Source organism: Sodalis sp. RH21, from assembly GCF_047324175.1.
In the GTDB taxonomy this organism is placed as follows: Bacteria; Pseudomonadota; Gammaproteobacteria; order Enterobacterales; family Enterobacteriaceae; genus Acerihabitans.
On the sequence record NZ_CP178732.1, the window covers coordinates 1,290,209 to 1,315,349 of the forward strand.

Annotated in this window: 24 protein-coding genes; 13 read left to right on the top strand and 11 right to left on the bottom strand. The window is 59.6% G+C overall.

Annotated features, from left to right (window positions below; all coding sequences use genetic code 11):
- Nucleotides 1–264 precede the first annotated feature (264 nt).
- The 7 genes from ACL2XP_RS05980 (at nucleotide 265) to ACL2XP_RS06010 (ending at nucleotide 7,168) form a co-directional block, all read left to right on the top strand.
- Nucleotides 265–1,287, top strand: a complete 1,023-nt coding sequence (locus ACL2XP_RS05980; RefSeq protein ID WP_413737663.1) for a sulfate ABC transporter substrate-binding protein — start codon at nucleotides 265–267, stop codon at nucleotides 1,285–1,287.
- Complete coding sequence (gene cysT / locus ACL2XP_RS05985) at nucleotides 1,287–2,120, top strand: sulfate/thiosulfate ABC transporter permease CysT (protein ID WP_413739097.1); 834 nt, start codon at nucleotides 1,287–1,289, stop codon at nucleotides 2,118–2,120. Before ACL2XP_RS05980 ends, cysT begins: the two co-directional genes overlap by 1 nt.
- Nucleotides 2,120–2,989, top strand: coding sequence for a sulfate/thiosulfate ABC transporter permease CysW (gene cysW, locus ACL2XP_RS05990; protein ID WP_413737664.1), 870 nt, complete (start codon nucleotides 2,120–2,122; stop codon nucleotides 2,987–2,989). The genes cysT and cysW overlap by 1 nt, the downstream gene beginning before the upstream one ends.
- Nucleotides 2,986–4,074: a sulfate/thiosulfate ABC transporter ATP-binding protein CysA gene (cysA, locus tag ACL2XP_RS05995; RefSeq protein ID WP_413737665.1), complete on the top strand. Its 1,089-nt coding sequence runs from the start codon at nucleotides 2,986–2,988 to the stop codon at nucleotides 4,072–4,074. Before cysW ends, cysA begins: the two co-directional genes overlap by 4 nt.
- A 93-nt stretch (nucleotides 4,075–4,167) precedes the next feature.
- A complete protein-coding gene (gene cysM, locus ACL2XP_RS06000) occupies nucleotides 4,168–5,055 on the top strand; it encodes a cysteine synthase CysM (protein ID WP_413737666.1) in 888 nt (295 codons plus the stop codon).
- Nucleotides 5,056–5,171: 116 nt separating this feature from the next.
- The gene (locus ACL2XP_RS06005) at nucleotides 5,172–5,852 is read left to right on the top strand and encodes a response regulator transcription factor (RefSeq protein ID WP_413737668.1); all 681 of its coding nucleotides are present in this window, start codon (nucleotides 5,172–5,174) and stop codon (nucleotides 5,850–5,852) included.
- Nucleotides 5,852–7,168 (top strand): ATP-binding protein, encoded by a 1,317-nt coding sequence (locus ACL2XP_RS06010; RefSeq protein ID WP_413737669.1) that lies wholly within the window; start codon nucleotides 5,852–5,854, stop codon nucleotides 7,166–7,168. The genes ACL2XP_RS06005 and ACL2XP_RS06010 overlap by 1 nt, the downstream gene beginning before the upstream one ends.
- A 110-nt stretch (nucleotides 7,169–7,278) precedes the next feature.
- Here the strand turns inward: ACL2XP_RS06010 and crr are convergent, their stop codons facing one another.
- The 5 genes from crr to cysZ all read right to left on the bottom strand — a co-directional run bounded on the left by crr (nucleotide 7,279) and on the right by cysZ (nucleotide 12,182).
- Nucleotides 7,279–7,788 (bottom strand): PTS glucose transporter subunit IIA, encoded by a 510-nt coding sequence (crr, locus tag ACL2XP_RS06015; protein WP_413737670.1) that lies wholly within the window; start codon nucleotides 7,786–7,788, stop codon nucleotides 7,279–7,281.
- Between the two features lie 41 nt (nucleotides 7,789–7,829).
- Entirely contained in the window at nucleotides 7,830–9,557 is a 1,728-nt protein-coding gene (gene ptsI / locus ACL2XP_RS06020) for a phosphoenolpyruvate-protein phosphotransferase PtsI (protein ID WP_413737671.1), read from the bottom strand.
- Nucleotides 9,558–9,610: 53 nt separating this feature from the next.
- The gene (gene ptsH, locus ACL2XP_RS06025; protein ID WP_413737673.1) at nucleotides 9,611–9,868 is read right to left on the bottom strand and encodes a phosphocarrier protein Hpr; all 258 of its coding nucleotides are present in this window, start codon (nucleotides 9,866–9,868) and stop codon (nucleotides 9,611–9,613) included.
- Between the two features lie 412 nt (nucleotides 9,869–10,280).
- The gene (gene cysK / locus ACL2XP_RS06030) at nucleotides 10,281–11,249 is read right to left on the bottom strand and encodes a cysteine synthase A (RefSeq protein ID WP_413737675.1); all 969 of its coding nucleotides are present in this window, start codon (nucleotides 11,247–11,249) and stop codon (nucleotides 10,281–10,283) included.
- A gap of 168 nt (nucleotides 11,250–11,417) precedes the next feature.
- Nucleotides 11,418–12,182 carry a sulfate transporter CysZ gene (cysZ, locus tag ACL2XP_RS06035; RefSeq protein WP_413737677.1) on the bottom strand — a complete coding sequence of 255 codons (765 nt, stop codon included), beginning with the start codon at nucleotides 12,180–12,182 and terminating at the stop codon, nucleotides 11,418–11,420.
- Between the two features lie 232 nt (nucleotides 12,183–12,414).
- On the opposite strand from cysZ, the gene zipA reads away from it, so the two are divergent.
- The 3 genes from zipA (at nucleotide 12,415) to ACL2XP_RS06050 (ending at nucleotide 15,865) form a co-directional block, all read left to right on the top strand.
- Entirely contained in the window at nucleotides 12,415–13,527 is a 1,113-nt protein-coding gene (zipA, locus tag ACL2XP_RS06040; protein WP_413739098.1) for a cell division protein ZipA, read from the top strand.
- Nucleotides 13,528–13,593: 66 nt separating this feature from the next.
- A complete protein-coding gene (ligA, locus tag ACL2XP_RS06045) occupies nucleotides 13,594–15,624 on the top strand; it encodes an NAD-dependent DNA ligase LigA (RefSeq protein ID WP_413737679.1) in 2,031 nt (676 codons plus the stop codon).
- Between the two features lie 25 nt (nucleotides 15,625–15,649).
- Complete coding sequence (locus ACL2XP_RS06050) at nucleotides 15,650–15,865, top strand: DUF3820 family protein (RefSeq protein ID WP_413737680.1); 216 nt, start codon at nucleotides 15,650–15,652, stop codon at nucleotides 15,863–15,865.
- A gap of 51 nt (nucleotides 15,866–15,916) precedes the next feature.
- Here ACL2XP_RS06050 and ACL2XP_RS06055 read toward each other — a convergent pair whose 3' ends face one another.
- The 4 genes from ACL2XP_RS06055 to ACL2XP_RS06070 all read right to left on the bottom strand — a co-directional run bounded on the left by ACL2XP_RS06055 (nucleotide 15,917) and on the right by ACL2XP_RS06070 (nucleotide 20,675).
- The gene (locus tag ACL2XP_RS06055; protein WP_413737681.1) at nucleotides 15,917–16,849 is read right to left on the bottom strand and encodes a putative B6 ABC transporter permease subunit 1; all 933 of its coding nucleotides are present in this window, start codon (nucleotides 16,847–16,849) and stop codon (nucleotides 15,917–15,919) included.
- A complete protein-coding gene (locus ACL2XP_RS06060) occupies nucleotides 16,849–17,940 on the bottom strand; it encodes a putative B6 ABC transporter permease subunit 2 (protein ID WP_413737682.1) in 1,092 nt (363 codons plus the stop codon). The genes ACL2XP_RS06055 and ACL2XP_RS06060 overlap by 1 nt, the downstream gene beginning before the upstream one ends.
- Nucleotides 17,937–19,580: a putative B6 ABC transporter ATP-binding protein gene (locus ACL2XP_RS06065; protein ID WP_413737683.1), complete on the bottom strand. Its 1,644-nt coding sequence runs from the start codon at nucleotides 19,578–19,580 to the stop codon at nucleotides 17,937–17,939. Before ACL2XP_RS06065 ends, ACL2XP_RS06060 begins: the two co-directional genes overlap by 4 nt.
- Before the next feature lie 66 nt (nucleotides 19,581–19,646).
- Nucleotides 19,647–20,675, bottom strand: a complete 1,029-nt coding sequence (locus ACL2XP_RS06070) for a putative B6 ABC transporter substrate-binding protein (RefSeq protein WP_413737684.1) — start codon at nucleotides 20,673–20,675, stop codon at nucleotides 19,647–19,649.
- Between the two features lie 109 nt (nucleotides 20,676–20,784).
- Between ACL2XP_RS06070 and ACL2XP_RS06075 the strand changes: the two genes are divergently transcribed.
- The gene (locus tag ACL2XP_RS06075; protein ID WP_413737685.1) at nucleotides 20,785–21,207 is read left to right on the top strand and encodes a hypothetical protein; all 423 of its coding nucleotides are present in this window, start codon (nucleotides 20,785–20,787) and stop codon (nucleotides 21,205–21,207) included.
- A gap of 93 nt (nucleotides 21,208–21,300) precedes the next feature.
- On the opposite strand, the gene ACL2XP_RS06080 is transcribed toward ACL2XP_RS06075, so the two are convergent.
- Complete coding sequence (locus ACL2XP_RS06080; RefSeq protein ID WP_413737686.1) at nucleotides 21,301–22,203, bottom strand: proline iminopeptidase-family hydrolase; 903 nt, start codon at nucleotides 22,201–22,203, stop codon at nucleotides 21,301–21,303.
- A gap of 90 nt (nucleotides 22,204–22,293) precedes the next feature.
- A complete protein-coding gene (locus ACL2XP_RS06085) occupies nucleotides 22,294–23,052 on the bottom strand; it encodes a LuxR family transcriptional regulator (RefSeq protein ID WP_413737688.1) in 759 nt (252 codons plus the stop codon).
- A gap of 234 nt (nucleotides 23,053–23,286) precedes the next feature.
- On the opposite strand from ACL2XP_RS06085, the gene ACL2XP_RS06090 reads away from it, so the two are divergent.
- Together ACL2XP_RS06090 and ACL2XP_RS06095 are read left to right on the top strand one after the other, a co-directional pair.
- Nucleotides 23,287–24,186: a proline iminopeptidase-family hydrolase gene (locus ACL2XP_RS06090; RefSeq protein WP_413737689.1), complete on the top strand. Its 900-nt coding sequence runs from the start codon at nucleotides 23,287–23,289 to the stop codon at nucleotides 24,184–24,186.
- A gap of 4 nt (nucleotides 24,187–24,190) precedes the next feature.
- On the top strand, nucleotides 24,191–25,129 hold the full coding sequence (locus ACL2XP_RS06095; RefSeq protein WP_413737691.1) for an ABC transporter permease: 939 nt from the start codon (nucleotides 24,191–24,193) through the stop codon (nucleotides 25,127–25,129).
- The last annotated feature ends 12 nt before the right edge of the window (nucleotides 25,130–25,141 follow it).

Consider the following 25,141-nt stretch of genomic DNA (forward strand, 5'->3'; position numbering starts at 1 on the left):
GCGCCACCAGCTGAACGCCGCTTCAGCCTTCACCCCGCCGCCGGTCCGTTGAGCATTACCCGCGGGCCGGGGCGGCTTACCGCGGGCATCGCCGGCCCTCTTCCAGTCGCCAAACTCCTGACGTTGTGCACCATCGCGGGGCTTATAGCTTTTGATGCTCTCAAAGCACAAAAGGGTATATAAAACCGTTACAGGTTATAGGGCAGTTATAAATAAACTGTATAACCATAAGCAGACTTCTCGCAATGCAAGCAAAGGAAAATAATGAATCGAACGCTGAAAACAAGCCGGGCAATCAAAGGTTGCGTAGCGGCGGTATTGCTGGCTTGCGGTACGGCGCACTCGACCGAGCTGCTTAACAGTTCCTATGACGTTTCGCGGGAACTGTTTGTCGCCCTGAATCCGGGTTTTGTCCAGCAATGGCAGACGGAGCATCCCGGCGACCCGCTGACCATCAAGCAATCCCATGCCGGATCGTCCAAACAGGCGCTGGCCATTCTGCAAGGGTTAAAGGCGGATGTGGTGACCTATAATCAGGTGACCGACGTACAGATCCTGCACGATCGCGGCGATTTGATTCCCGCTGACTGGCAGAGCCGGCTACCCAATAACAGCTCGCCTTTTTACTCCACCATGGGTTTCCTGGTGCGCAAGGGCAATCCGAAAAATATCCATGGCTGGGATGATTTGGTGCGCGCCGACGTCAAACTGGTTTTTCCTAATCCGAAAACCTCGGGCAACGGCCGCTATGCTTACCTGGCCGCCTGGGGCGCCACCAGTCTGGCGGACGGCGGCGACGACGCCAAGACCCGCGCCTGGATGCAGAAATTCATCGGCAATGTGGAAGTATTCGATACCGGCGGGCGCGGGGCGACCACCACCTTTGCCGAACGCGGGCAAGGGGACGTGCTGATCTCCTTCGAGTCGGAAGTGAATAATATCCGCAACCAGTACGGCGCAGATAAATATGAAGTGATTATTCCCAAGGTCAATATCCTGGCCGAGTTCCCGGTGGCCTGGGTGGATAAGAACGTCGAGAAAAACGGCACCCTGACGGCGGCCAAGGAGTATCTCAGCTATCTGTATAGCCCGGCGGCGCAGAAAACCATTGCCGGCTTTTATTACCGGGTGAATGACCCGGCCATCATGGCGGCGGATAAAGCCCGGTTCCCGGCGGTCGAGCTGTTCAAGGTCGAAGATCGGTTCGGCGGCTGGCCGCAGACGATGAAAACCCATTTTGCCGACGGCGGCGAACTGGATAAATTAATCGCGGCGGGGCATCAATGATGATGGCGTTGCAAAGCAAACGCGTGCTGCCGGGCTTTGGTTTAAGCCTGGGCAGCAGCCTGCTGTTTGTTTGCCTGATTTTATTGCTGCCGCTGAGCGCGCTGGTCATGCAGTTGTCGCAAATGACCTGGCAGCAATACTGGCAGGTCGTTACCGCTCCGCAACTGCTGGCGGCCTATAAAGTGACGCTGCTGTCGGCGGGCGTCGCGTCGCTGTTTAACGCCGCGTTCGGCATGCTGATGGCCTGGATACTGACGCGTTATGAATTTCCCGGTCGCCGGCTGCTTGACGGCCTGATGGATTTGCCCTTTGCGTTGCCTACCGCCGTGGCGGGCCTGACCCTGGCGACGCTGTTTTCCACTACCGGCTGGTACGGGGCCTGGCTGGCGCAGTTCGGCATCAAGGTATCCTATACCTGGCTCGGCATTACCGTGGCGATGGCCTTTACCAGTATTCCGTTTGTGGTGCGTACGGTGCAGCCGGTGCTTGAAGAACTGGGGCCTGAATATGAAGAAGCCGCGCAAACCCTGGGCGCCAGCCGCTGGCAGTCGTTTTGCCGGGTCGTGATGCCCGAGGTGGCTCCCGCGCTGCTCGCCGGCACCGCTTTGTCGTTTACCCGCAGCCTGGGCGAGTTCGGCGCGGTGATTTTTATCGCCGGCAATATCGCCTGGAAAACCGAAGTGACCTCGCTGATGATCTTCATCCGCTTGCAGGAGTTCGATTATCCCGCCGCCAGCGCCATCGCCTCGGTCATATTGGCGGCGTCGCTGCTGCTGCTGTTCGGCATTAATATTTTGCAGTCGCGCTTCGGCCGGCGGGTGGGAGGGCACTGATGGCTGACGTAAGCGCTTTTAACGGCGCCGAGCGCGCCAGTATCGATTGGGCCAAATGGTTGCTGATCGGCGCGGGGGCCTTGCTTTCCGTGCTGCTGTTGCTGATCCCCATGGGCTATATCTTTGTCACCGCCCTGGCGGACGGTCTGGCCCCGATATGGCGCAACCTGCAGGACTCGGACATGCTGCATGCCATTTGGCTGACCGTTTTGGTGGCGTTAATCGCCGTGCCGGTCAATGTGGTGTTCGGTATCCTGCTGGCGTGGCTGGTGACCCGGTTTCAATTTCGCGGCCGGCAATTGCTGCTGACCCTGATGGATATTCCGTTTGCCGTTTCGCCGGTGGTGGCCGGTTTGCTGTACCTGCTGTTTTACGGTACCAACGGGCCGCTTGGCGGCTGGATGGACCAGCATAATATCCAACTGATGTTTTCCTGGCCTGGCATGGTGCTGGTGACCGTATTCGTTACCTGTCCGTTTGTGGTGCGCGAACTGGTGCCGGTGATGCTCAGCCAGGGCAGCGATGAGGACGAAGCCGCCATATTGCTCGGCGCCTCGGGCTGGCAGATGTTTCGCCGGGTTACGCTGCCCAATATCCGCTGGGCGCTGTTATACGGCGTGATATTGACCAATGCCCGCACTATCGGCGAATTCGGCGCGGTATCGGTGGTATCCGGCTCGATTCGCGGCGAAACCTATACGTTGCCGTTGCAAGTTGAATTATTGCATCAGGATTACAACACCGTCGGCGCGTTTACCGCCGCCGCGCTGCTGACGCTGATGGCAATCGTGACTTTATTCTTGAAGAGCGGTTTGCAATGGCGCCTGGCGCGCCAGCAGGCCCACCTTCAACAGGGGGAGCAGCAATGAGTATCGAAATCGACAATATCAGCAAATATTTCGACCGCACCAAAGTGTTGAACGATATCTCCCTTGATATCGCCACCGGTGAAATGGTGGCCCTGCTGGGGCCGTCCGGGTCGGGTAAAACCACGCTGCTGCGCATTATTGCCGGACTGGAACATCACAACAGCGGGCATTTGCGCTTTGGCGGCCAGGATGTCAGCCACCGCCACGCCCGCGATCGTCATGTGGGCTTTGTCTTCCAGCACTACGCGCTGTTCCGCCATATGACCGTGGCGGATAATATTGCTTTCGGACTGACGGTACTGCCGCGCCGCGAGCGTCCCCGCGCGGCGGTGATTAAACAAAAAGTGGCCCAGCTGCTGGAAATGGTGCAACTCGGCCACCTGGCCAACCGCTACCCCTCCCAGCTTTCCGGCGGGCAGAAACAGCGGGTCGCGTTGGCGCGCGCCCTGGCGGTGGAACCGGAGATCCTGCTGCTTGATGAGCCTTTTGGCGCCCTGGACGCCCAGGTGCGTAAAGAATTGCGCCGCTGGCTGCGCCAGCTGCACGAAGACCTGAAATTCACCAGCGTATTTGTCACCCACGATCAGGAAGAAGCGATGGAAGTGGCCGATCGGGTGGTGGTGATGAGCCAGGGCAATATTGAGCAGGTGGGCACGCCCCACGAGGTCTGGCGCGAGCCGGCCAGCCGTTTCGTACTGGAGTTCATGGGCGAAGTAAACCGGCTGGAGGGCGAAATCCGCGGATCGCAGCTGTATATCGGCGCTTATCATTGGCCGCTGTACTATGCGCCGATCCACCAGGGGAAAGTTGAATTGTTCCTGCGCCCCTGGGAAATGGAAATCAGCAGCCAGGCCGGCGATCTCTGCCCGCTGCCGGTACAGGTAATTGATATCAGCCCGCGCGGCCATTACTGGCAGTTGCTGGTGCAGCCGGTCGGGTGGCACCAGGAACCGCTGAGCGTCGTGTTGCCTGGCGGCGATACGCCTCCGCAGCGGGGCGATCGCTTTTACCTCGGCGCACAAAACGCTCGTATTTATGTAGGCGATAAAGCATTACAGCCCGTTGCTTTTGCTGAAAGTGCTTGATAAGTTCTACGTCAATCCCATTTTATCGCAACAGGCGGCCAGCGGGCCGCCTTTTTTATCGCCGGATAAGGCCGTTAGGTATGAGGTTATGACGTGATCACCCTTGAGCAATGCATAGGCAATACGCCGCTGGTAAAACTAAGCCGCATGGGGGCACGGACCGGCAGCGAGATCTGGGTCAAGCTGGAAGGAAACAACCCGGCCGGATCGGTCAAGGATCGCGCGGCGCTGGCCATGATCCGGCAGGCGGAGCTGCGCGGCGAAATTAGCCCCGGCGACGTGCTGATTGAAGCCACCAGCGGCAATACCGGCATTGCGCTGGCGATGATTGCCGCCGTGAAAGGCTATCGGCTGAAACTGTTAATGCCGGAGAATATGAGCATGGAACGGCAGGCGGCGATGCGGGCTTACGGCGCGCAGCTGATTCTGGTCAGCCGCGAGCTGGGTATGGAAGGCGCGCGCGACCAGGCGCAGGCCATGCAGCGGGCCGGCGAAGGCAAAGTGCTCGATCAGTTTAATAACCCTGATAATGCCTACGCTCATTTTACCTCCACCGGCCCGGAAATCTGGCGCCAGACCGCCGGCAAGCTTACGCATTTTGTTTCCAGCATGGGCACCACCGGTACCATTACCGGCGTCAGCCAATTCCTGAAAAGCCAGAACCCGGCGGTGCAGGTGGTGGGGCTGCAGCCGGAAGAGGGCAGCGCCATTCCCGGTATTCGCCGCTGGCCGCAGGCCTATTTACCGGGTATATTCCGTCCCGAACTGGTTGACCGGATCATGGATATCGGCCAGCGGGAGGCCGAAGACACGATGCGGCAATTGGCGCGGTCCGAAGGAATTTTTTGCGGCGTCAGTTCCGGCGGCGCGGTGGCCGGCGCCCTGCGCATTGCCGGCCAGTTTCCCGGCAGCCTGGTGGTGGCGGTGATCTGCGATCGGGGCGATCGCTACCTGTCCACCGGCGTATTCGACGGCGTCTGAACGCCGTAATGCGAGCGGCATTCAGCATCGGGGCATGATTACGCCACCCCCTCGCCGTTTTTTTATGCCATGCTTAAGCCTGGTGGCAAGCCGCGCCGCCGCTTATGGAGAACACGATGAAGATTTTGTTGGTTGATGACGATCGGGAACTGGGCAAGATGCTAAGCGAATACCTGACCGGCGAAGGTTTTGCCACCTCCCTGGTATTGACGGGCCACGAGGGCGTCGACGGCGCGCTGTCCGGCGATTATACCGCCATGGTGCTTGATATCATGCTGCCGGATATGAGCGGCACCGAAGTGCTGCGCCAGGTGCGCAAAAGCAGCCGTATCCCGATTATCATGCTGACCGCCAAAGGGGATAATATCGACCGGGTGATCGGGCTGGAAATGGGAGCGGATGATTATATGCCCAAGCCCTGCTATCCCCGCGAACTGGTGGCCCGGCTGCGCGCCGTGCTGCGCCGTTTTGACGAACGGCGCGACGAACCCGCCGAGACGGTCGCCGTACGTTATGGCGATCTGACCCTGAATCCCGCCACCCGCAGCAGCCAATGGCAGGGCGTCTCCTTCGACCTGACCGCCTCGGAGTTCAATTTGCTGGAACTGCTGATGCGCACCCCGGACCGCGTGGTGTCGAAGGATGACCTGTCGGAGAAAGGCCTGGGACGGCGGCGCGAGGCTTACGATCGCAGCGTGGATGTCCATATCAGCAATATCCGGCAAAAACTGGCGTTACTGGCCGGCAATACGCTGTGCATTGAAACCGTGCGCAGCATCGGTTACCGCATCCGCTGATGGCCAATCGCGGCCGCTTATTCTGGAAGATTCTGCTGGGGTTTTGGCTGATTTTTCTATTGATGACGCAATTGTTGTGGGCCGTTTTTACCCTGTATAACCCGCGCCATGAGGCGCCGGAAGATAATATCGCCAGGCGCATCGGCAATGTGCAGATAGGCACCGCCGGCGCTGTGTTGGCCCGGGGCGGGCTGCCGGCCCTGGCGGAATTAAAAGCCAGCTGGCCGCCGGAAGAACGCAAGTTTTTCTCCGCCAGTCCCGTAGTCGATGCGCCGGCGCAAGGGGTTCTGCCGTCCATGCAGCAAACGCGCGGCGCCGTCAGCCGGCTGGTGATGGCCCCTGACGGACGGCGTTACCTGTTGCGTTACGACCTCGATGGTTTGCGTAACGAATATCATAACGGCAGGCGCAGCAGCATTTTACATATGCCGCCGCTATTCTGGCTGGGCTTGACCGGGGGATTGCTGTTTAGCCTGTTGCTGGCCTGGAATCTGACCCGCCCGATGTTGCAATTGCGCCGGGCGTTCGAGCGGGTGTCCCGGGGCGATTTAAGCGTGCGGTTATTCCCGGTGATGCGCCGCCGGCACGACGAAATCACCGACGTGGCCAAGGATTTCGATTCGATGGCGGAGCGTTTGCAGGTGCTGGTCAGCGACAGGGAGGCATTGCTGCATGATGTCTCCCACGAACTGCGTTCGCCGTTGGCGCGCCTGCAGCTGGCCATCGGCCTGGCGCATCAAAACCCTAAAAATGTCTATGCCTCCCTCGATCGCATCGAGCACGAAGCGGGCCGGCTGGATCGGATGATTGGCGAACTGCTGGCCCTATCGCGCGCAGAGCATCAGGGCGCGCTGGGAGAGGATTATTTCGACCTGCTGGGCCTGGTGGAAGCGGTGGTGAACGATGCGCGCTACGAGGCCCAGGTGCCGGGTGTGGACATCCAGCTGACCGCCCACCAGCCGGAAGATTATACCGTCAAGGGCAATGCGGAAATGATGCGGCGCGGCGTGGAGAATATCGTACGCAACGCACTGCGTTTTTCTGCGCATGGGCAAAGCGTATTTGTCAGCCTGTCGCGGGTGGATTCGCTGCTGGAGATTACCGTAGCCGATCAGGGGCCGGGGGTCGAAGAAAGCAAACTCTCCAGTATTTTTGATCCCTTTGTCCGCGTCAACGGCCCGTTGAACGGCAAGGGATATGGACTTGGGCTGGCCATCACCCGCAAGGTGGTGCTGGCGCACGGCGGCCAGGTAGAGGCATTCAACGGCCCTGGCGGCGGGCTGGCGATCCGCCTGCGCCTACCCCACTGGGAATAAGCGCCGCCCGGTACGGACAAATAAAAACGGCGCCCGGAGTTATCCGGGCGCCGTTTTTGATTCTGTGCCGAACTGGGTTCCCGCCGTGCAGCAAACGGGAATGGCGGGTATTATTTCTTGATGCGAATAATTGGCGTTTCACCCACGACAACGCTGCCCGTCAGTTTGATCAGCTCTTTGATCTCATCCATATTGGAGATGACGACCGGGGTCAATGTTGATTTGGCTTTCTCTTCCAGTAACGGCAGATCAAACTCAATAATCACATCGCCCTTTTTCACGCGCTGGCCTTCTTGCGCAATACGTTTGAACCCTTCGCCCTTCAGCTCGACGGTGTCGATGCCAAAGTGGACAAACAGCTCGATGCCGCTGTCGGACTCGATAGAAAAAGCATGGTTGGTTTCAAAAATTTTACCAATGGTGCCGTCTACCGGAGCCACCATTTTGTTACCGCTGGGTTTAATTGCAATGCCGTCACCGACGATTTTTTCGGCGAAAACGACATCAGGCACATCTTCAATGTTTACAATTTCACCTGATAGGGGTGCAACAATTTCAATGCTTCCCGTGTCTTTCTTATCATCGGAAACCAGAGATTTCAATTTATCGAACAAACCCATGATCTTCTCCTAAGCATTTATATCGGGTCAGCGTCGTGAAATCAGCAGAGCGTTTTTTCTTCAATGAATTTGTTTATCAGATTCATCAGCTCGTCCGCGGTGGGCTGAGCTAACGCTTCCTCTGCTAACGCCTTTGCATCGCCAAAATTTGTATTTCGTATAATTTTTTTGATGCGCGGGATAGAGATAGCACTCATGCTGAATTCATCCAGTCCCATCCCTAATAACAGTAGTGTAGCACGTTCATCACCTGCCAGCTCGCCACACATTCCTGTCCATTTACCTTCCGCGTGAGATGCATCAATAACTTGCTTGATTAACGTCAGCACGGCCGGTGACATGGGGTTATACAGATGCGAGATTAACTCGTTACCGCGATCTACCGCCAGAGTATACTGGGTTAAGTCATTTGTCCCAATACTAAAGAAATCAACTTCCTTGGCCAGATGATGGGCAATGGTCGCCGCGGCGGGAGTTTCCACCATCACGCCCACTTCAATGCTTTCGTCAAACGCCTTGCCCTCTTCGCGCAGCTGCGCTTTCAGCAGATCCAGTTCGCCCTTGAGTTCGCGCACTTCTTCCACCGAAATGATCATCGGGTACATGATGCGCAATTTACCAAAGGACGACGCCCGCAAAATCGCCCGCAGCTGGGCATGCAGCATTTCCTTGCGATCGAGTCCGATACGGATGGCGCGCCAGCCCAGGAACGGGTTGTCTTCTTTCGGCAGGTTCATATACGGCAAATCTTTGTCGCCGCCGATATCCATGGTGCGCACGATAATGGAACCGGTGCTCAGGGATTCCGCCACCGCTTTATACGCCTGGAATTGTTCTTCTTCGGTCGGCAGGGAGTCGCGATCCATAAACAGGAATTCGGTGCGATACAAACCTACGCCTTCGGCGCCGTTGCGTTCGGCGCCGGCCACGTCGCGTACGGTGCCGATGTTGGCGCAGACTTCAACCTGATGGCCATCAAGGGTAATCGCGGGCAGATCCTTGAGCTTCGCCAGCTCGGTTTTTTCCTGCACATATTGGCTGTGCAGCGCTTTGAGTTCTTCGATCTGAGCCGGCGTCGGATTGACATAAACCTGGTTATTGACGGCATCCAGAATCAGATAATCGCCATTAACCACGTTTTTGGTCACGCTGCCGGTGCCCACGATGGCGGGCAGCTCAAGGGAACGCGCCATAATGGACGTATGGGAGGTTCGCCCGCCGAGGTCGGTGACGAAGCCCAGCACTTTATCAAGATTGAGCTGGGCGGTTTCCGACGGGGTTAAATCGGTGGCCACCAGGACGACTTCTTCGCTGATGGAGCTTAAATCGATAATCGGCATGCCGAGGATGTTTCTCAGCAGGCGTTTGCCGATATCACGCACATCGGTGGCGCGCTCTTTGAGATACTCGTCATCAAGCTCTTCCAGCGCTTTGGCCTGGGTCTCGATCACGTTGTACACCGCGGCGTCCGCCGTGGCGAGATCGTCTTTGATGAGGGCTATGATATCCTGCTCAAGCTCTTCGTCTTCCAATAACATGATATGGCCTTCGAAGATCGCTTCCTTTTCTTCACCGAAGGTCTCGCCAGCCTTGGTCTTGATCGCTTCCAGCTGCGCGGATGCTTTGGTTCGCCCAGCCAGAAAACGCTCGATCTCTTGCTCAACCTGGCTGGCAGAGATCTTTTTCCGGTTGATGACGATGTCATCTTCTTTAAGTAAGAGCGCCTTACCAAAGGCGATGCCCGGTGATGCTAAAATGCCTGAAATCATAACCCTACCTTACTTACTCGTGACACGCGTTAACTTAAAAAACCGGGCCTGGATTACTCAAGCTCTGCCATCAATTTAACTAAATGCTCGACGGCTTTCTGCTCATCTTCGCCTTCGGCGATGATGGCGACCACGGTACCTTGGGTCAGGCCAAGCGTTTGCAGTTTGAACAAGCTTTTTGCGCTGGCGCTTTTGCCGTTTGAACTCACGGTGATGTCGGAAGTGAAGCCTTTGGCTTCTTTAACAAACTGGGCGGCAGGGCGGGTATGCAGACCGTTAGGTGCGGTAATCGTAACTTCTTGCTGGAACATTATGTTTCCCCAACTTATTAGATGATATCAGTGTTGTGGGGCTAAAGTTTAGCTTAAAAGGAACACTTTAGCCTATATGGTTAGTGCCTGAGTATGTTACAAAGGCGAAGATCTATGCGAGCAGAAAACGGTATAAAAGCATTTCCGGCTAAATTTTGTGAAGACTTTGTTATGCCGCATCGCATTGTATCATTATGCCGCTTCCCGAGAAAAACCCATAGAGCGTTAATCGATTCAGCTAGCAGAACAATTAATAGCCTGATTAATTTCATACATCGAAATAATTGTCTGCTTAAATACAAGACAGAGCCAACAAAATCAATTATGCAGGGGGCAAAAATTTGATCTACTCCACAAAAAAGCACCCGAGAGGGTGCTTTTTTGTGGATTGGCATGAAATCCATGATGGATTTTACTGCTGGAGTTCTTTTTCCGTGAACACGTCGGCAAACAGCGCGGTGCTCAAATAACGTTCACCGGACGACGGCAGGATCACGACGATGGTCTTGTCGGCAAACGCCGCATCTTCCTGCAACTTCAGCGCGGCGGCCACGGCGGCGCCGGAGGAGATGCCGGCAAGAATGCCTTCTTCTTCCATCAGGCGGCGGGCGGTGCTGATGGCTTCGTCATTGGTGATCTTCACCACGCGGTCGATCAGGCTCAGATCCAGATTTTCCGGGATAAAACCTGCGCCGATACCCTGGATTTTATGGGGACCGGGTTTGATTTCCTGGCCGGCCAGCGCCTGGCTTATCACCGGGGAGTCGGTCGGTTCGACCGCCACCGAGATCACCGCTTTGCCCTTGGTGTTTTTCAGAAAACGGCTCACCCCGGTCAGGGTGCCGCCGGTGCCGACGCCGGCAATAAATACATCCACGTCGCCGTCGGTATCTTCCCAGATTTCCGGGCCGGTGGTTTGTTCATGGATAGCCGGGTTGGCGGGATTGCTGAACTGCTGCAGCATCAGGTAACGCTGCGGGTCGGTCGCCACGATCTCTTCGGCCTTGGCAATGGCCCCTTTCATACCTTTCGGTCCTTCGGTCAGCACCAGGCTGGCGCCTAATGCCTTGAGCAATTTACGACGTTCGGTACTCATGGTTTCCGGCATGGTCAGGGTCAGCTTATAACCGCGCGCCGCGGCGACATAGGCCAGGGCGATGCCGGTATTGCCGCTGGTGGGTTCCACCAGCTCGACGCCGGGCTTAAGCACGCCGCGTTTTTCCGCATCCCAAATCATGTTTGCGCCGATACGGCATTTCACGCTAAAGCTCGGGTTACGGGATTCCACTTTAGCCAGAATACGTCCGTTGCCGATGCGGTTTAGGCGTACAAGCGGCGTGTGGCCGATTGTATAGGAATTGTCTTCGTAAATATTGCTCATGGCCAGTCCTTTACTGTAGGTGCAAATTTAAGGGAATGATAACCAAAGCATACCCTTTCGTAGGGCTGACGGAAGTAAAAGAATAGTATATCGATATGTTATTAAGACATAAGTTTTAAGAACGCTAATCTGGGGCGGCGCCCCGCGACGCACGGGGCGATTGCGCAATTAGCGGACCGGCAAAGGCGCAGCGAAATCATGGCGGTAGCGGTCGACCCACATCGCCGTGGCGCCGCATACCGCCACCGGCATAATCACCAGGTTCAGCACCGGGATCACCGTACAAATATAGACCAGCGCGCCGAATTGCATATTTTGCGCTTTATGCTGGCGCAGCGCCCGGCGCATGGTGACAAAAGGGACTTTATGGTTATCGAAGGGGTAATCGCTGTACTGGATGGACATCATCCAGGCGCTGAACAAAAACCACAGCACCGGCGCCACGGTCTGGCCGAAGGCGGGTATCAGGTGCAGCAGCAGCAGCACCAGCGCCCGCGGCAGGTACCAGGCTAATTTGACCCATTCCCGGTGCAGTATGCGCGGGGTATCTTTTATCATGCCCAGGACGCCGCTGTCGGGCAGGCGCTGGCCCGTAAGCCGCGCTTCCAGTTGCTCCGCCAGCAGGCCGCAGAAGGGCGACGCAATCCAGTTGGCCACGGTGCTGAAGAAATAGCTGAAGATCAGCAATACCGCCAACACGCACAGCGGCCATAATAAATACCCCAGCCAATGCAGCCAATCGGGCACCCGCTGCATCAGGTGGGGAATCCAGACGCTTAAGCGCGAGTATAACCACCAGAAGGCGCCCCCCAGTAAAACGATGTTGATGAGCAGGGGTAGTACAACGTAGCGTTTGATACCCGGAAGCATCATTAAACGCCAGCCGCTGACGAAATAATGGAAACCGCTGCGGGATTTTATGTCGTTATGCATTTTTTTTTGGCCAACTTTTATACAGGTGAAAAGGAATGCGGGCTGGGGCGGGAGCCCGTTTTTTTGCCGTTTGGTCGCTTTTGGATGAAAAACCAGCAAAAAACTGTGTTGATGCTATCTTTATTGTCAGAAAGTACCGTGCGGACTTGCACTTGTCTACGCAGGCAAATAGAGTTAAGAGAGTAAATGCATGCCGCAGTGGCAATGAATTAGAACAACTGAGATGGCAATGATGCAGGATTTGCGTCTGATATTAATCGTTGTTGGTGCGATCGCTATCATAGCGTTGCTATTACACGGCCTGTGGACCAGCCGTAAAGAGCGCTCATCGGTTTTTCGCGATCGCCCGGTTAAACGACTGAAACAAGACCGTCAGGATCAGGACGAGCCTCCGCTGGAAGAGCGCGATGAAGGTGTGGGCGAAGTTCGGGTAACGAAGGTTCGCGCCGATGAGCCCGCTTTGGGGCGCTTCGACACCCATGACCATGACTCCCGTTCCGCGGGCAGCCACTCTCCCGACGCCTCCGCAAGAGGCGACGATGCCTATGACGACGGACCGTACGGCAAATCGCCCTATGGTCAACAGCCGTCTGGTGAAAATTTATATGACGACCAGCCGGCCAATCAACGCGCGGCCGGCGGCCGCGGCACGGTAAAAACCGAGCCGCGTTTATCCGCCCGCGGCGGGCACGATCCGCTGTTGGATTTGGACGACGATGACCCCGAGGATGAAGTGGCCGCGCCGGCGCCGCGCCAACGTACCTCGTTCTTCAAAAAACGCCACGCGGTGCTGCCGGACGAGCCGGCCTATCCCGAAGCCAAAAACGGCCGCGCTGTGCAGGGCGGACAGGACCAGGATGACGACAGCGCGGCGCGCGCCGACGCGCGCCCGACTGAACCCGCCGAGCCGGTAAAACGCAAGGAAACGGTGCTGGTGCTCCACGTCGCCGCCCATAACGGCACGGTGATTGGCGGCGAAGATCTGTTGCAAAGCGTGTTGCAGGCGGGCTTCCAGTTCGGCGAGATGAATATCTTCCACCGCCACCTGAATCCGGCGGGCAGCGGCCCGGTACTGTTCAGCCTGGCGAATATGGTGAAGCCGGGGTCTTTTGATCCGGAAGAAATGGCGGCGTTCACTACCCCGGGCGTCTCAATGTTTATGATGGTTCCCTCGTACGGCGACGCCCATCAGAACTTCAAACTTATGCTGCAATCAGCGCAGCGTATCGCGGACGATTGCGGCGGCGTGGTGCTGGATGATGAACGCCGGATGCTGACACCCCAGAAGCTGGATCTCTATAAGGCACGTATTCGCGAAGTGCTGGACGTTAACGCCAGAGTCTGACGCATAGCGGCTTTCCGACTGATTCATTCTCCCCCGCTTGCGGGGGTTTTTCGCTGATGGTGAGCAATGGAACAAATCAACCAACGTATTGACGAGCTGCGCGGCCTGCTGCGTCGGTATGAATATCGATACCATGTTATGGATGACCCCGAGGTGCCTGACGCCGAATACGATCGGCTGATGGCGGAACTGCGCGGTCTGGAAACCCAGCATCCCGATTTGCTTACCGCCGATTCGCCCACCCAGCGGGTCGGCGGCGCGCCGCTCACCGCCTTTAATCAAATCCGCCATGAAGTGCCGATGCTGTCCCTGGATAACGTGTTTGACGAAACCGGTTTCCTGGCGTTTGACAAGCGGGTCCGGGATCGCCTGAAAAGCGACGACGATCTGTTGTTTTGCTGCGAGCTGAAACTTGACGGCCTGGCCGTGAGCCTGCTGTATGAAAACGGCGAGCTGGTACGCGCCGCCACCCGCGGCGACGGCACCACCGGCGAAGACATCACCTCCAATGTGCGCACCATCCGTACCATCCCCCTGCGGCTGCGGGACGGCGCCGGTGATGTCCCGCGCCGGCTGGAAATCCGCGGCGAGGTTTTTATGTCCGAAGCCGGTTTCGTGCGGCTAAATGAAACCGCCCGGCGCGAGGGCGGCAAAGTGTTCGCCAATCCCCGCAACGCCGCCGCCGGCTCGCTGCGCCAGTTGGACCCGTCGATCACCGCCAAACGTCCGCTGACCTTTTTTTGTTACGGCGTCGGGCTGCTGGAGGGTGGGGAACTGCCCGGCAGCCATTGGGAACGGCTGCAGCTATTTAAATCCTGGGGCGTGCCGGTCAGTAACCGAATCATACGCTGCACCGGCGCCGAGCAAGTGCTGGACTTTTATCGCCATATCCAGGCGGAACGTCCCGCGCTGGGGTTTGATATCGACGGCGTGGTGATCAAAGTGGATTCCCTGGCCTTGCAGCAGCGGCTGGGGTTTGTCGCCCGCGCCCCACGCTGGGCCATCGCCTACAAGTTCCCGGCGCAGGAACAGATGACCCGGGTGCGCGACGTGGAGTTCCAGGTAGGGCGTACCGGCGCGGTGACGCCGGTGGCCCGTCTGGAGCCGGTGCTGGTGTCCGGCGCCATGGTCAGCAACGCCACCTTGCACAATGCGGATGAAATTGAACGTCTGGGTTTGCAAATCGGCGATACGGTGATTATCCGCCGGGCGGGGGATGTCATTCCGCAGGTGGTGGGCGTGGTGCTGGAACAACGCCCGGCCGACGCCCGGCCGATCGTCTTTCCCGATCGCTGCCCGGTCTGCGGCTCGGACGTGGAGCGGGTGGAGGGGGAAGCGGTGGTACGCTGTACCGCCGGGCTGGTGTGCGCCGCCCAGCGCAAAGAGGCGCTTAAGCATTTTGTTTCGCGCCGGGCGCTGGACGTCGACGGCATGGGTGATAAGATTATCGACCAGTTGGTCGAGCGCGAACTGGTGAAAACCCCCGCCGACCTGTTCCGGCTGAACAAAGAAACCCTGACCCGCCTGGAGCGCATGGGGCCGAAATCGGCGCAGAACCTGCTGGCGGCGCTGGATACTGCCAAGCAGACTACGTTCGCCCGTTTTTTGTATGCCCTGGGCATCCGGGAAGTGGGGGAAGCCACGGCGGCCAATCTGGCGGCGGAATTCAAAACCCTGGAGGCGCTTTACGCGGCCGATATCGATGCGCTGATGAGCGTGCAGGATATCGGCAAAGTGGTGGCGGCCCATGTGCGCAACTTTTTGGAAGAGCAGCACAACCTGGATGTGATTGCCGAATTGGTCAGCCCGGAAATCGGCATTCACTGGCCGGCGCCGATCGCCGCGCCTACGGCCCATGAAAGCGATAACTTCTTCGCCGGCAAAACGGTGGTGCTGACCGGTTCATTAACCGGTTTGTCCCGCGACGAGGCCAAGGATCGCCTGGCGGCCCTGGGCGCCAAGGTCAGCGGCAGCGTATCGGCCAAGACCAACCTGGTGATTGCCGGGGAAGCGGCCGGGTCCAAACTGACCAAGGCGCAGCAGCTCGCTATTCCGGTGATCGATGAAGCGGAAATGATGCGCCTGCTCGGGGAGTGAGGCGCGCTGCCGAAAGGGGAATCTCATGGAAAAAGAAGATCTGGTGGCCATCGCCAATACCGTCATGCCGTTTGGCAAATACCAGGGACGGGCGCTGATCGATCTGCCCGAGCCTTACCTGTTATGGTTTGCCCGCAAAGGGGAATTCCCCGCAGGCCGCCTGGGGGAACTGATGTCCATTACCCTGGCGATTAAAATCGAAGGGCTGGAAGGGCTTATCAGGCCGCTGAAGCAAAAATAGCGGTTAATGGGCCGCCGGCGGCCGCATCGCATCCGCCACGCCCGCTGTTTTTCAGCGCTCCCCGCGCACATAGGCCGTGCCCAGCGCGTTGGGCAAATTGGCGCGCCGTCCAAACATCACCAGCACCAGCATCACCGCCATAAACGGCAGCATCTGGATTACGTCGGTAGGCACGGCGATGCCCAGTACCTGCAGGGCGGTGGTCAGGGACAGGCAAACGCCGAACAGCAGCGCCCCCCAGAGCACCCACAGCGGTTTGCCCCGCGCCAGCATCGCCAGCACGATGCCGATAAAGCCGTTGCCCTGGGTCATATAGGGCACAAAAATCCCGGCGCCGATTTGCGACATATAGGCGCCGCCCAGGCCCGCCAGCGCGCCGGTCGCCAGCACCGCCAGCGTTCGTACCCACACTACGCTTACGCCGGCGGCATCCAGGGCCGCCGGCCGATCCCCCGCGGCCTGCAATGACAAACCCAGGTTGGTGTAGCGGTAGATGCCGGCCAATAGCCCGACGCAGGCTAGCGCGAAATACACGATGGGCGGCTGGTTAAACAGTACGCGTCCGACAAACGGCAGATGGGACAGCAGCGGCAGTGCCAGGGTTTCCACGCTGCCGAGCCGGGGGTAGGTACGGCTGAATTGCAGATAATGCAAGAGAGCGGTGGCGCCCTCGGCGCCCAGGGTCAGGGCGATGCCAACCACAATCTGGTTAAGGCGCAGCCATACGCACAGCCCGGCCATCACGCCGGCGACGATCAGCCCGCCCGCCGCGCCGCCCAGCAACCCCAGGGCCATGGACTGGCTCTGCCAGGCGATATAAAAACCGAGGTAGGCGCCGGTAAGCATCATGCCCTCCAGGCCGATATTCAACACTCCCGCCTTTTCCGACAGTTGTTCCCCCAGCCCGGTTAATAACAGCGGCACGCCGGCGACGATGGCCCCCAGCCACAGGGAGGTTAAAAAGCCTTGGGTCAGCAAATCCATCAGTAGCCCCCGGGTCTGGCGCGCCGTCGCTGTTCAAACATTTCCGTCAGGCCGAGCACGATAAGTAAAATGGCGATGGTCACCAGTGTAAAATGATTGGGCACGCCCATCCGGCGCGCCGCGCTTTCGCTACCGATGGAGAGCACCGAGAAAATAAACACGAACCCGATGGTGGCATAGCCGTTAAAGCGGGCCAGGAACACCAGCGGCACGATCAGCAGGCTATAGGCCGGGTTCCAGTCGGCGCGCACATTGCCCTCGATGCCGATGGCGTCCACCGCGCCGGCCAGCCCGGCCAAGGCGGCCGACAGGGCGAACACCGCTACTGTCAGCCACCCTACCGGCAGGCCGGCATGCACCGCCGCGCGCGGGTTGGCGCCGACGGTGCGCAATCGCAAACCGAACGCGGTGCGGGTCATCAGCCAATGCACCGCGATAATGGCGAACAGGCCAATCAGCAGCCCGCTGGAAATATGGCTGCCGAACAGCGGGGGCAGGCGGTGCGCGTAGGGCAGGGTGCGCGTTTCGGGCACGGTGGTGCCGGGATCGGCGAACACCAGTTTCACCAGCACATTGGCCAGGGAGATGCCCAGGAAGGACATCATCATGGTGGTGATAATTTCGTTGATCTGCTGCCAGGCTTTTAACATGGCCGGCAAGATGGCCCAGATGGCGCCCATCAATGCGCCGGCCAGCAGCGCGATCGCCAGCGTCAGCCAGACCGGCAGGCCCGCCGCGTCCAGCGGGGCCGCCGCCGCCGAGGCGATGACCGCCCCCAGTAAAAACTGCCCGTCGCCGCCCAGGTTCCATAAGCCGGCGCGAAAGGCCACGATCAGGCTGGCGCCGATCAGCAACAGCGGCCCCATGCGCGTCAGGGTGTCCTGGAGGCCGGAAGGGGTCAGCAGGCCTTTACGCAGGATATAGCCATAATACTCCAGGGGATCGACCCCCATCAGTATCAGCAGGCCGCCGGTTACCAGCAGGGCGATTAGTACCGGACCGACCGATAACCCGACATGGACCGCCCGGTTGCCCAGGCTGCGCAGCGGCCGCGGGCGCTGGCCGGGCTGGCCGTTTAACCGTTCGCTCATTGACTTACCCCGCTCATCAGCGCGGCGATGCGGCTGCGGGCGGATCTATCGTTGGCGGCCGTACCGTCGGTTATGCCCTCCGCTACCTTTGCCACCCCATCTTCGACTGCATCTTCCACTTCATTTTTCACTGCAGCGTCCACTATCCCGACAATATGCCCCCGGGACATTACCGCTATGCGGTGCGCCAGCTCCAGCAGTTCTTCCACGTCGGTGGAGATCAGCAATACCGCCATGCCGGATAACGCCGCTTGACGTATCCGGTCGCGAATGGCCCGGGTATTTTTCACATCCAGCCCGTAGGTGGGTTTGGCGAAAATCACTACGCGGGCCTGGTCGCCCAGCTCGCGGGCCAGCAGGATTTTCTGGATATTGCCGCCGGATAATGTGCCGAGCGGCGTATCGACGGCCGGCGTGCGGATATCATAATCATGGATACGCAGCAGGGCATGGCGGGCAATCGCCGCCGGCTGTTCGATGCCGCGCCGCCAGAAGGGCGCCGCGCCTATTTGTTTGAGCAGTAAATTAAGGGCGACGGGAAACGCGCCGACCGAGCCTTCGCCCAGGCGATCGTCGGTGACATAGCGCAGCCCGCGCTTGCGCCGCTGGCCGATGCTTAACCGGCCTATGGCCGCGCCGTCGAGAACAATGTCCCCGCCGGCGAGCTTACGCTGGCCGGCCAGCGCCTCGGCCAACTGCTTCTGTCCATTGCCGTCGATGCCGGCGATGCCCACTATTTCGCCGGCGCCAATCTGCAGATCGATGCCGGCGAGCGGCACCAGCGGGTCGTCCACCGCCAGCGCCCGTATTTGCAATACGGGCTTGTCCGCCGGACGGACGGACCGGGCCGGCGGACAAGCCCGCCCGGCGTCGGCCCCGGGGGCCAGGTTAAACATCAGCTTGATCACTTCACCGGTTGCCTGGCCGCGGGCCAGGGTTTTCAGCCGTTGCGGACCGATTTCCCCCACCTTGCTGCCCAAACGCAAGACCGATATGCGATCGCCCCAGTCCAGGGCTTCGTTAAGTTTATGGGTAATAAACACCACCGCCAGGCCGCGGGCCACCAGCCGCCGCATCAACAGGCCCAGCTCGTGGGCGTCAAGGGGCGTCAGCATGGCGGTGGCTTCGTCCAAAATCAGCACCCGGCTACCGCGCAGCAGGGTACGCACGATTTCCGCCTGCTGCTGCTCGCCCAGCGATAGCGACCCCGCCAGGGCGTAGGGATTGACCCGTACCCCTATTTCCCCGGCGATCTGCCGTACCCGGTCGGCATAATGGCGCCGGGCCGGCCGCCGCCACCAGCTATCCCCCAGCGCGATATTATCCACCACGCTCAGCCCCGGTACCATCATGGCGTGCTGGAACACCGTGCCGATGCCCAGTTCCAGGGCGCGTCGGGGGGATCGCAATACCTCCGCCCGGCCGTTAACGGCAATCTGGCCTTCATCGGGCTGCTGCAGGCCGGCCAGCATGGCGACCAGGGTGGATTTGCCGGCGCCGTTTTCACCCAGCAGAACATGGACCTCCCCGGCCCGCAGCGACAGATCGATGCGGTTATTGGCGGTGATGCCGGGAAACCGCTTGGTAACCTGGCTGACGGTGACCAGCGCCGGCGGGGCGTCAGGTATTTTCTGGCTCAAGGAATGATATTCCGCGGTAAGGAACGCGCGGGGGGGCGCGCGTTCGTCCGTAAATAGGCCGGTCCGCTACTTGCCGCCGGCGGCCAGCAAGGTATGCAGCGCCGTGGCATCGTAGTCCGCCGGTACGGTGATTTTGCCGCTGACGATTTGCGCGCGTACCGCATCGACGCTGTTCCAGACGTCATCCGGGATATGGGCGGTTTTCAACAGGCTGATCGAACCGTCCGCCAGCGAGGTTTTATAGTTATGGGAACCAAATTTATCCTGTTTGAAATCTTCAATCATATGGGTATAGACCGGGGTCAGGTTCCATAATACCGAACTGAGCAAATTGCCCTTGTCGATGCTGGATTTATCGCCGATCACATCGATAAAGTAGACTTTGCCGCCGTCGGCGGCGGGCGTGGTTTCCACCGCCTGCAGCATGCCGAAGCTCGACCCGTTGCCCTGGCCGAAGATAATATCCGCGCCGGCGGCGATGACCGCGGCCGTCACGCGTTTGCCGCCCGCCGCGTCGCTATAGGCGGCCGGGCCGATCACCGCGTAGCGGATGTTGATGTCCTTTTTGGCGGCCCTGGCGCCGCGGACAAACGCCGACGATTGCGCATTCCAGGCCGGGGGTTCGCCGGAGACCACGATGCCGACGGTGCCGCTGCGGGACATTTTCGCCGCCAGGGTGCCGGCGAGATAAGCCCCTTCCTGGCCGCCGACGGTATAGTCCGCCACTTTGCCGGCTTTAAGCGATGCCGGGCTGTCGGTGACCGCCACCGCGACATTGGCCTGGGCGCCGATTTCCGGCGCCGCCTGGTTGTAGCCGCTGGCATGGGCGATAATCAGCTGCGCCCCGTCATCGGCCAGATCGCGCAGCGTCGGGCGCACATCGCCGTAGCCCAGGTTTTCCGCCACCATCACTTTGACGCCCTCTTTGGCCCCCGCGGCCCTGGCGGCATTGATGCCCTGTTGGTTCCAGCCAAAATCGGTGCCCGGCTCGGGCGTCAGTATCGCGATACTGGTGATTTGCGCGGCGTACGCGGCCGGGCAAAGGGCTGACGCTACCGATATCATGGCTGCATATTTAAACCAACTCTTGACCATTATTCGCTTTCCTCGAAAAAATTGTTGTTGACATCGCGGCGGATAAAATCCTTGCTGTTGCATTCCGGCTTGCCGACTGGGGGGATAGATGAAATCAAAGGGGCTAGTATTGTCCTGTTTATTATTTTTAACCACCGCAATTTATGCTGAACCGCCGGCGGAGCGCCAGCGCGGCACGCAGGGATTGGTGCCTTTTGCGGTATCGGTCCGCAATACCGGCAGCCGTCCGCTGGACTGCGAGGCGACCACCGCGCATTGGTATTCCGTGGCCTTGGGCACCGTCGCCGGCGGCGCGGATTTATCCACTACGCTGTGGAAAAACGCCGCCAGCGGGGAAGTCTTTATTTTAAACCGCCGGCGGGACCGGATGCCGGTTCAGCGCTTTTGGTGCGGCGAAGAGGGAAAATCCTGGTCAACCCGCAGCGATATCAGCATGCCGACGCGGCGCGACAGCCGGCCGTCGCCTATCGCGCTCACCTGCGCGGGCGGCGCCCAGGGGGTTGTTTGCCAGCCCGCCCCGGCGCCGCGTTAAGGGGCGGGCGCCGCGGCTTACCAGCAACATATATCGCGGCCGATCGCCGGGTCAACCTGAAATCCGGCGATTCGGGATTGGTTGCTTTTTTGTTCAGGTAGGCGCCGCCTGCCGGTCTAAAAAAGCCGCTACCGCCGCCATGCAGGCGGCGCGTTCCTCCACGTGCGGCATATGGCTGGACTGCTCGAAAATAACCCACTCGGCCCCGGCGATATGATCCTTGAACGGCTGCACCACTTCCGGCGCCGCTTCGTCATACCGTCCCGACAGCAGCAGCGTGGGCGCCTGGATGAGCGGGAGCCGGTCGATAATGCTCCAGGCTTTCATGGTGCCGATCACGTGGAATTCCGTCGGGCCGTTCATGGCATGGTAGACCGTCGGGTCATCATCCATGGCCGCGAACGTGCGCCTGACCTCTTCCGGCCAGGGGGACAGACGGCAGACATGGCGCTGGTAAAATACCTGGGTGGCCCGGCGGTACTCCGGGCTGTCGAGGGTGCCGGCGCGCTCATGCTCCAGCAAACACCGCTGTACCTGCTCAGGTAACCCGGCGCGCAGCCGCGCCGCGGCCGCCAGCCACAACGCCATCGACGCCGGCGAGTTGGCGATGATGATGGCCCGCAAACCGGCGGGGCGCAGCACCGCGTGCTCGGCCGTCAACATCCCGCCCCATGATTGCCCCAGCAGGGCATAGTTATCCGTAATGCCCAGATGCGCCAGCAGGTTGTCCAGTTCCGCCAGAAACAGCGGAACCTGCCAAAATTCAGCCGGCTGTCCGCGCAGATGGGTCGAGCGTCCGTTCCCGAGCTGGTCGTAATGGATCACCGCGCGCCCGCTCTCGGCGATATCGCGAAAAGCGTCCACATAATCATGAGTGCATCCCGGCCCGCCGTGGGCGACCACCAGCGGCGTTTGGCCGTTATGCAGATCGCCGCAAATGCGGTACCAGGTTTGATAGTGCCTGAACGGCGCGTAGCCTTCTGTAATGCTGTACATAACGGTTTACCTGTCGGTCGGGGATAACCTAGGGTAAAACGGGCCGCCGGTAACGGATAGCTAGAAAAAATGCTAGGTATTGCCCCCGGATCAACTATCGAGCAAACGGTAATGCATGGCGCGCACCACGGCCTGCACCCGGTTGCTCGCCCCCAGCTTGCGCGCGGCCGAATTCAGGTGCAGGGTCACGGTAGCCACCGAGCGCGATAATTTGCGGGCGATTTCCTTGGCGGTCAGGCCCTCGGCGGACCAGCTCAGGCACTCCCGTTCCCGTTTGCTTAGCCGCACATACTGGCAGGTCAGCATCTGGCGATCGAATAGCGGATAAATCCGTTCCTGGAACGTGTGGGCCAGCAGGCTAAGCTCCGCCAACGCGTGGCCGAGATCGCGCTCATGGCCGGCGTGGCTAACGATGCCGGTGACGGTGACGAATCCGCCCCGCGGCAGGTGCAGGGGTACGGTGGCGCCGCAGGGCATATTATTATCGCGCATATAATGAGTCACCGGCTGGTGGCGCTCGCCGATAATCCCGCGCAGGGAAGTGCGGTCCGGCCGCTGATAGGACCAAACGAAGGGCGCGCAGGTATCCAGGGCATACAGTTGCACCGGGTCCACCTGGTAATAGCCGCTTTCGGTCCAAAGCTGGCGCATATCCTCGGGCACGTTGCTCATGCGCAGCACCGAGGGCGTAATCAATTCTCCCTCCAGCGAACGCGGCACCGGGGTGTAATCGTAGATTAGCGCGTCCATTCCCAGCCCGGCGCTTTGCCGGAACAGGGATAAAAAAGCGGCGTCCAGGCTATCGTCCAGCAACGGCGCCGGCCGTGGTCGATTTATGGCAATGCTCATTGGCTCCCCCTTAAATACTCACTTATGGCGCGACGGGCACGGATCCTGCAATTCCCTTCCGGTAACCGGTTCAGATATGCAATTTAGGTGCCATAAGCGGGCGCGCCGCAGCGGCGCGATCGCCCGCGAAACCTAGCATTTTTACTAACTATTCAGCCAGGCGGCTTATGCGTAGCGTAAAGGCATAACCACGGCGGCGCGTTCAGGCCGCCGGCAAAGGTAGCGGGGGGATGTATGTGGAGTGAAATAGCGCCGGACAGGCAGCGGACGATCGACGTAGACGGTTACCGGGTAGCGACCTATGAGTTCGGCACCGGGGATGAGGTCGTGCTATGCCTGAACGGCGGCCCGGGGCTGCCCTGCGACTATTTGCGTGAAGCGCACTCCTGCCTGAAACACCAGGGCTACCGGGTGGTGGCCTTCGACCAGTTGGGAACCGGGCGTTCCGATCGGCCCGATCTTCCCGCCCTGTGGACTATGGAACGTTATGTGAATGAAGTGGAAACGGTACGCCAGGCGCTGGGACTGGGCCAGGTGACCCTGCTTGGTCATTCATGGGGCGGCTGGCTGGGGATAGAGGTGGCGCTGCACCACCCTGGTGCAATTAAATGCCTGATCCTGGAAAATACCGCGGCGGATATGCCTCATCTGATACAAGAGCTCAATCGCCTGCGCGCCGCGCTGGGGCATGAAACCGTGGCGATGATGCTGCGCCACGAAGCCATGGGCACGCTGGATCATCCCGCCTACCAGGCCGCCATTACCTTATTGAATTATCGCCATGTTTGCCGGCTGGATGAATGGCCGGCGCCGGTGCGGCGTTCGCTGCAGGATTGGAATATGGGTCCTTACCTCACGTTGCAGGGGCCGAATGAATTTCTCTATACCGGCAGCCTGAAAACCTGGGATCGCACGGCGGAATTACCCGCCATCAAGGTGCCTTGCCTGATTACCACCGGCCAGCACGACGAACTGACTCCGGCCTGCGCCATGCGCATAAAGCAAGGCCTGCACCACGCCGAGCTGCACGTGTTCCCCAACAGCAGCCATATGCCGTTTTACGAAGAACCGCAGGCGTATTACCCGGTGTTGCTGGATTTCCTCGCGCGGACGCGCAACGGTACCGGGGACTAATGCCATGCATCGTTACCGATTTGTCCTGTTCCGTCCGCTGCAATTGCTGCCGGTGTTGCTGGGCATCAGCCTGATTACTTTTATGCTGGTGCGCGCCATTCCCGGCGACCCGGCCCGAATCCTGCTGGGCGTGCGCAGCACGCCGGCGGCGATTGCCCGGATTCGCGCCCAGTACGCTCTCGACCAGCCGCTATGGGTGCAATACGGCTATTTTCTCAAGAATCTGCTGCACGGCGAACTGGGGCGATCGATTGTCTATCGCATCGATACCGCCAAGCTGATTATGACCCGTATTGAACCCACGCTGTATTTGGTGCTGGGCAGCGTTCTGCTGGCGCTGTTGCTAACCGTGCCGCTGGCCGCCGCCGCCGCACGGCGCCGGGGGCGCGCCGCCGATCATATTATCCGGCTGCTCTCCACCGCCGGGCTGGGTTTTCCGGCCTTTTGGCTCGGCATTATGCTGATCCTGGTGTTTAGCGTCGCTTTGGGCTGGTTCCCGGTATCCGGTTATGGGGACGAATGGGGCGAGCGGCTGCATCATTTGGTTTTGCCCTGCCTGACGGTGGCCCTGGCGCTGTCGGCGGTGCTGACCCGCAATCTGCGCGCCAGCCTGCTGGCGGAGCTACAGGCGGATTACGTTACCGCCGCCCGGGCGCGCGGCCAGGACGAGGGGCGTATTTTCTGGCGCCACGTGATGCCCAATTCGCTGGTGCCGACGGTGAACCTGCTGGCGGTTAATATCGGCTGGCTGATCGGCAGTACGGTGGTGATCGAAAGCGTGTTCGCCATTCCCGGCATGGGGCAGTTGCTGGTGAAGGCCATTTTCAGCCGCGACTATATGGTGGTGCAGGGCGTGGTCATGGTCTTCGCCCTGGCGACGGTGGCGGTGAATCTGCTGGCGGATCTGCTGACGGTGGCCCTGGACCCGAGGGTAAAACTATGATGCCCGCCCAGT

Bases quoted from the DNA above. Each gene is read 5' to 3' on its own strand.
- ACL2XP_RS05980 (WP_413737663.1), top strand. From the start codon at position 265: ATGAATCGAACGCTGAAAACAAGCCGGGCAATCAAAGGTTGCGTAGCG.
- cysT (WP_413739097.1), top strand. From the start codon at position 1,287: ATGATGGCGTTGCAAAGCAAACGCGTGCTGCCGGGCTTTGGTTTAAGC.
- cysW (WP_413737664.1), top strand. From the start codon at position 2,120: ATGGCTGACGTAAGCGCTTTTAACGGCGCCGAGCGCGCCAGTATCGAT.
- cysA (WP_413737665.1), top strand. From the start codon at position 2,986: ATGAGTATCGAAATCGACAATATCAGCAAATATTTCGACCGCACCAAA.
- ACL2XP_RS06005 (WP_413737668.1), top strand. From the start codon at position 5,172: ATGAAGATTTTGTTGGTTGATGACGATCGGGAACTGGGCAAGATGCTA.
- ACL2XP_RS06010 (WP_413737669.1), top strand. From the start codon at position 5,852: ATGGCCAATCGCGGCCGCTTATTCTGGAAGATTCTGCTGGGGTTTTGG.
- crr (WP_413737670.1), bottom strand. From the start codon at position 7,788: ATGGGTTTGTTCGATAAATTGAAATCTCTGGTTTCCGATGATAAGAAA.
- ptsI (WP_413737671.1), bottom strand. From the start codon at position 9,557: ATGATTTCAGGCATTTTAGCATCACCGGGCATCGCCTTTGGTAAGGCG.
- ptsH (WP_413737673.1), bottom strand. From the start codon at position 9,868: ATGTTCCAGCAAGAAGTTACGATTACCGCACCTAACGGTCTGCATACC.
- cysK (WP_413737675.1), bottom strand. From the start codon at position 11,249: ATGAGCAATATTTACGAAGACAATTCCTATACAATCGGCCACACGCCG.
- cysZ (WP_413737677.1), bottom strand. From the start codon at position 12,182: ATGCATAACGACATAAAATCCCGCAGCGGTTTCCATTATTTCGTCAGC.
- zipA (WP_413739098.1), top strand. From the start codon at position 12,415: ATGCAGGATTTGCGTCTGATATTAATCGTTGTTGGTGCGATCGCTATC.
- ligA (WP_413737679.1), top strand. From the start codon at position 13,594: ATGGAACAAATCAACCAACGTATTGACGAGCTGCGCGGCCTGCTGCGT.
- ACL2XP_RS06050 (WP_413737680.1), top strand. From the start codon at position 15,650: ATGGAAAAAGAAGATCTGGTGGCCATCGCCAATACCGTCATGCCGTTT.
- ACL2XP_RS06055 (WP_413737681.1), bottom strand. From the start codon at position 16,849: ATGGATTTGCTGACCCAAGGCTTTTTAACCTCCCTGTGGCTGGGGGCC.
- ACL2XP_RS06060 (WP_413737682.1), bottom strand. From the start codon at position 17,940: ATGAGCGAACGGTTAAACGGCCAGCCCGGCCAGCGCCCGCGGCCGCTG.
- ACL2XP_RS06070 (WP_413737684.1), bottom strand. From the start codon at position 20,675: ATGGTCAAGAGTTGGTTTAAATATGCAGCCATGATATCGGTAGCGTCA.
- ACL2XP_RS06080 (WP_413737686.1), bottom strand. From the start codon at position 22,203: ATGTACAGCATTACAGAAGGCTACGCGCCGTTCAGGCACTATCAAACC.
- ACL2XP_RS06085 (WP_413737688.1), bottom strand. From the start codon at position 23,052: ATGAGCATTGCCATAAATCGACCACGGCCGGCGCCGTTGCTGGACGAT.
- ACL2XP_RS06090 (WP_413737689.1), top strand. From the start codon at position 23,287: ATGTGGAGTGAAATAGCGCCGGACAGGCAGCGGACGATCGACGTAGAC.
- ACL2XP_RS06095 (WP_413737691.1), top strand. From the start codon at position 24,191: ATGCATCGTTACCGATTTGTCCTGTTCCGTCCGCTGCAATTGCTGCCG.